Origin of the sequence: Oerskovia sp. NPDC056781 (assembly GCF_042789955.1) — a bacterium.
Lineage (GTDB): Bacteria > Actinomycetota > Actinomycetes > Actinomycetales > Cellulomonadaceae > Oerskovia > Oerskovia rustica.
On the sequence record NZ_JBHUAD010000263.1, the window covers coordinates 1 to 5,139 of the forward strand.

5 protein-coding genes are annotated in these 5,139 nt (G+C 73.8%); 2 read left to right on the top strand and 3 right to left on the bottom strand.

The annotated features are described in order from the left end of the window. The 3 genes from folP to dapE form a co-directional block, all read right to left on the bottom strand. A partial coding sequence (folP, locus tag ACFRCR_RS16705) for a dihydropteroate synthase (RefSeq protein ID WP_377679089.1) occupies window positions 1–897 on the bottom strand: 897 nt, incomplete at its 3' end. A gap of 17 nt (window positions 898–914) precedes the next feature. Continuing rightward, a complete protein-coding gene (locus ACFRCR_RS16710; RefSeq protein WP_377679090.1) occupies window positions 915–1,733 on the bottom strand; it encodes a TIGR00730 family Rossman fold protein in 819 nt (272 codons plus the stop codon). A gap of 42 nt (window positions 1,734–1,775) precedes the next feature. After that, the gene (gene dapE / locus ACFRCR_RS16715) at window positions 1,776–2,879 is read right to left on the bottom strand and encodes a succinyl-diaminopimelate desuccinylase (protein WP_377679095.1); all 1,104 of its coding nucleotides are present in this window, start codon (window positions 2,877–2,879) and stop codon (window positions 1,776–1,778) included. A 110-nt stretch (window positions 2,880–2,989) separates the two neighbouring features. On the opposite strand from dapE, the gene dapD reads away from it, so the two are divergent. Continuing rightward, a complete protein-coding gene (dapD, locus tag ACFRCR_RS16720; RefSeq protein ID WP_377679092.1) occupies window positions 2,990–3,973 on the top strand; it encodes a 2,3,4,5-tetrahydropyridine-2,6-dicarboxylate N-succinyltransferase in 984 nt (327 codons plus the stop codon). A gap of 82 nt (window positions 3,974–4,055) precedes the next feature. Continuing rightward, a complete protein-coding gene (locus ACFRCR_RS16725) occupies window positions 4,056–4,973 on the top strand; it encodes a hypothetical protein (RefSeq protein ID WP_377679094.1) in 918 nt (305 codons plus the stop codon). The last annotated feature ends 166 nt before the right edge of the window (window positions 4,974–5,139 follow it).

Genomic DNA, 5,139 nt, shown 5'->3' on the forward strand with positions numbered 1-5,139 from the left:
GAACACGCGGGCGCCGAGCCATGCGGCGACCGCGGTCGCCGCGAGCGTCCCCTCGAGCCGCTCGTCGGCGGGCAGGTCGAGCGTCTCGCCGACGAAGTCCTTGCGCGAGAGCGCCATGAGCAGCGGGTGGCCGAGACCCGCGAGCGCCTGCGTCCTGCGCACCAGGTGGAGCGAGTGCCAGGTGTTCTTGCCGAAGTCGTGCGTCGGGTCGACGAGGACGGACGCGGGCGGCACGCCGCACGCGACCGCACGCGCCGCGGCGGCCGTCAGGGTCGCCACGACGTCCTGCACGACGGCGTCACGGGTGTCGTGCGGCCGGCTGGCCTCGTCCGCCGTCGGGTACGCGACGCGGAACGGGTCGGTGCGCGGCACGGCCCCGCCCGTGTGCGAGCACACGACGCCCACGCCGAGCTCGCCCGCGACCTCGACCAGGGCCGGGTCGTGCCCGGCCCAGGTGTCGTTGATCAGGTCTGCGCCGGCCAGGGCCGCCTCACGGGCGACCTCGGCCCGCCAGGTGTCGACGCTCACGAGCAGGTCGGGGAACTCCGCACGCACCCGCCCCACGAAGGGCACGACGCGTCGGATCTCCTCGGCCGCGGTGACCTCGGGGCCGGTGCCGGCGCGCACTCCCCCGACGTCGACGATGGCAGCCCCCTCGGACCACGCCCGTGCGACGGCCTCGAGCGCCGCGCCGTCGTCGAGCTGGCGTGCCGGGGCGTAGAACGAGTCGGTCGTGCGGTTGACGATCGCCATGACCACGGGGCGCTGGGGGCGCCCGGGGGCCGACTCGTCGACGCCGACCTCACGCCCTCGCAGGACGAGCGGTGCGCACTGCGGGGGGACCGGTGAGGAAGCCTCCGACGACGTGCGCAGTCCTGACGTCCGGTCACCCTGCACCGGGGGCACAGCCTCGGTCACCGGTCGCCGGACGCCCGCTGCTGGGCGGTCGCCGTGTCGGCCACGGCCTCGAGCTCTTCCGCACGGAGCTCCGCGCCACGTTCGCACACGTACTCGACGGCCTCTGCCGGGTCGTCGCACAGGTACAGCAGGTCGAGGTCGTGCGCGCTGATCATGCCGCGCCCGGCGACGGTCGTGCGCGCCCAGTCGAGCAGACCCTGCCAGTACTCGGTGTCCACGAGCGCGATGGGGAACTCGGTGACCTTGTGCGTCTGGACCAGGGTCAGTGCCTCGAAGAGCTCGTCGAACGTGCCGAACCCGCCCGGCAGGACGACGAAGCCCTGCGCGTACTTCACGAACATCGTCTTGCGGGCGAAGAAGTACCGGAAGTTCACGCCGAGGTTGACGTACTTGTTCATGCCCTGCTCGAACGGCAGCTCGATGCCGAGGCCGATCGACAGGCCTCCCGCCTCGTTGGCGCCCTTGTTCGCGGCCTCCATGATCCCGGGCCCGCCGCCCGTGATGACCGCGAGGTCGCGCTCGGCGAGGAGCCGGCCGACCTGCTCGGCCAGCGCGTAGTCCGGGTGGTCGGGACGCGTGCGCGCCGATCCGAAGACCGACACCGCCGGGCCGACCTCGGCGAGGGCGCCGAAGCCCTCGACGAACTCGCTCTGGATCCTCATGACCCGCCACGGGTCGCTGTGCACCCAGTCCGCGCTGCCCGCGGTGTCGAGCAGCCGCTGGTCGGTGGTCTGCTGGGGAATCTGCTCGCCCCGCAGCAGCACCGGACCCTTGCGGTACCCGGTGCCTGCCTGGGGAACTCCGTCGTCGCTCATGCTCTCGAGCCTAAGCCGTCCCGGGACCCGTGGCCGGGACGATCAGCGGGTGAGCCACTCGCGCAGCGCGTCGTGGCACAGCGCGAGGTGGCCGACCGGGCAGCGCTCGTCGTCCTTGTGAGCGAGCACGGGGTCGCCCGGGCCGAAGTTCACGGCCGGGATCCCTGTCTCGGCGAAGCGGGCGACGTCCGTCCAGCCGTACTTGGGCGCGGGCGCCCCGCCCGTGAGCTCGAGCACCGTGGCGGCGAAGTCGGCCGCGAGCGGGTCGTCGAGCCCCGGCCGCGCACCAGGAGCGGCGTCGGTGACGACCACCTCGAAACCGGAGAACAGGTCGCGGACGTGCGCCTCGGCGTCGGGCAGCGACCGCGAGGGCGCGAAGCGGTAGTTGACCGTGACCACGCACTCGTCCGGGATGACGTTCCCCGCGATGCCGCCGCGGATACCGACGGCGTTCATGCCCTCGCGGTAGACGAGGCCCTCGACCTCGATCGACGCGGGCTCGTAGGCCGCGAGACGGTCGAGCACGACCGACGCCGAGTGGATCGCGTTGGAGCCCATCCACGCACGTGCCGAGTGCGCCGTGACCCCGGGCACGCGGACCTCGACCCGCAGCGTCCCGTTGCAGCCGCCCTCGATGCCTGCGGCGGTGGGCTCGCCGAGGATCGCGAAGTCGCCCTGGAGGAGCTCGGGGCGGTTGCGGGCGAGGCGACCCAGGCCGTTGAGGTCGGACGCGACCTCCTCGAGGTCGTAGAAGACCCAGGTGACGTCCTGGTTGGGTTCCGTGAGGGACGCCGCGAGCGCGAGCTGGATCGCGACACCCCCCTTCATGTCGACCGTCCCGCGCCCCCAGACCTCGGCCTGGGCGCCCTCGCCGACCACGCGGGTGGGCAGGTTCGGGGGGTCGGTCAGCGGCACGGTGTCGATGTGCCCGGCGATCACGACGCGGCGCGAGCGCCCGAGCTGCGTGCGGGCGACGATCGCGTTGCCGTCGCGCACGACGTCCAGGTGCGCGAGCGGTCGCAGCGCGGCCTCGATCGCGTCTGCCAGGGCCTTCTCGTCCCCGCTCACGGACGGCACGTCGCACACCGCGCGGAAGAGCGCCGTGAGGTCGCCGTCGAGGTCGAGCCGGACCGCCGGCGGCGGCACGGTCGGCGTGGTCTGGTCGGAGGTCTGGTCGGGAGTCTCGTCGCTGGTCACACGCAGACCCTACCCGGACGGTTCACCGGTCGGCCGGGAGTGGCGGATAGGGTGAAGGCATGACTTCAGCGACTCCCACCGGCGCCGCACCCGGCCCCCGCACCGCCTGGGCCTTCGGCCTCGCCACCGTGACCGACGAGGGCACCGTCCTCGACGTCTGGTACCCGTCCCCCGCCCTCGGGCCGGCCCCGGCGGACGAGACCTCCCCCGCCTCGCTCGACGCCCTCACGGAGCGCGACGACGCGCGCCGTGTGGACGTCGTGGTCGTGCGCACAGAGATCGACCTCGACGCGGCCCCCGTGGGGGCGGCCGACGCCTACCTGCGCCTCCACCTGCTCTCGCACCGCCTCGTCACGCCGCACGGTCTCAACCTGGACGGCGTCTTCGGGGCGCTCGCCAACGTCGTGTGGACCAACCACGGACCGTGCGCGGTCGAGGGCTTCGAGGAGACCCGTCTGCGTCTGCGCGCCGCGACGGGCCAGCCGGTCCAGGTCCTCGGCGTCGACAAGTTCCCCCGCATGGTCGACTACGTCGTCCCCTCGGGCGTCCGCATCGCCGACGCCGACCGGGTCCGCCTCGGTGCTCACCTCGCCGCGGGCACGACCGTCATGCACGAGGGCTTCGTCAACTTCAACGCCGGGACGCTCGGCACCTCGATGGTCGAGGGCCGCATCTCGGCCGGAGTCGTCGTGGGCGACGGGTCCGACATCGGCGGCGGCGCGTCCATCATGGGCACCCTGTCCGGCGGCGGCCGCGAGGTCATCTCGATCGGCCAGCGCTCGCTGCTCGGCGCCAACGCCGGGCTCGGCATCCCGCTCGGGGACGACTGCGTCGTCGAGTCCGGCCTCTACGTGACCGCCGGGACCAAGGTGACGCTCGTCGGCCGCAGCGGCCCCGACGGCGCCCCGGTCGTCGTCAAGGCGCGCGAGCTCTCGGGACAGGCCAACCTGCTCTTCCGTCGCAACTCGCTCACGGGCGGCGTCGAGGCGGTCTCGCGCACGGGCGTCGGGATCGAGCTCAACGCCGCGCTGCACGCCAACTGACGTGTCCGCCACCAGGGGTTCCTCCGGTCCGCAGGGCACCGCGCCCATCTTCGGACCGGAGGGCCCAGGGTCCGCACCGCGCATGCCCCGCGACCGACGGCGACGACGTCCGCTGCGCCTCGCCGTCACGGTCGTCGCCGTGCTCGCGGTCGCGACGACGGGAGTCGTCCTGGCCCTCAACCGGCTCGACGACCACAGCCCGGTGGCCGAGCGCTGCGCCGCCACGGCAGACGGGCAGGCCTGGCACCTGTCCCCGGCACAGTCCGACAACGCCGCGCTCATCGCCGTGACGACCGTGCGGCGCGGGATGCCTGCCCGCGCTGCCACGATCGGCCTCGCGACCGCCCTGCAGGAGTCGCGCCTGCTCAACATCGACTACGGCGACCGCGACTCGATCGGCCTGTTCCAGCAGCGCCCCTCCCAGGGCTGGGGCACGATCGGGCAGATCATGGATCCCGTCTACTCGACGACGGCCTTCTACGACGGCCTCGACAAGGTCGACGGCTACACCGACCTGCCCGTGACCGTGGCCGCCCAGGCCGTGCAGCGATCGGGGTTCCCCGACGCATACGCGCAGCACGAGTCCCGTTCCCGTGCCTGGGCCTCCGCCCTCACCGGCAACTCCCAGGGCACGCTGACGTGCGACCTGGCCCCGGTCGACCCCGCGACGCTCGTGAGCACCGAGGAGTCCGTCTCCGGCCTGGAGGCCCGTGTGCAGCGTGATCTCGGCGACCTGCCTCTCAGCGCCGACGGAGCGGCCGTGACGGTCGACGCCCTGCCGCTCGCGGGGAACCCTCCGGAGGCGGACCGGGCCGGCTGGGCCGTCGCCCAGTGGGCCGTGGCCAGCGCCGACGCGACGGACGTCGTGCAGGTCGACGTCGGAGACCGGACGTGGTCCCGCGAGTCGCCCGAGTGGGCCGCGGCCGAGGCCACCGACGGTTCGCCGCGCCCCGGCCCGGGTCAGGTCCGCGTCACGGTCGCGACGACCGACGAGCCCTGACCGGCCCTCCCCTCCTCGTCGAGGACGACACGTGCCGGGAGACGCCGACGGCGCCCAGCACGGCCACCCGCTCTCCCGGGCGGGGGGCGGCGACCAGTACGGCGGCGGCCACCACGGCGGCCGGCTCCAGCAGCGCGGCGGCGGTCAGATCGGCGTCGTCCGGCAG

Coding starts and splice junctions, on each gene's coding strand:
- ACFRCR_RS16725 (WP_377679094.1), top strand. CDS start 4,056: ATGCCCCGCGACCGACGGCGACGACGTCCGCTGCGCCTCGCCGTCACG.
- ACFRCR_RS16710 (WP_377679090.1), bottom strand. CDS start 1,733: ATGAGCGACGACGGAGTTCCCCAGGCAGGCACCGGGTACCGCAAGGGT.
- dapD (WP_377679092.1), top strand. CDS start 2,990: ATGACTTCAGCGACTCCCACCGGCGCCGCACCCGGCCCCCGCACCGCC.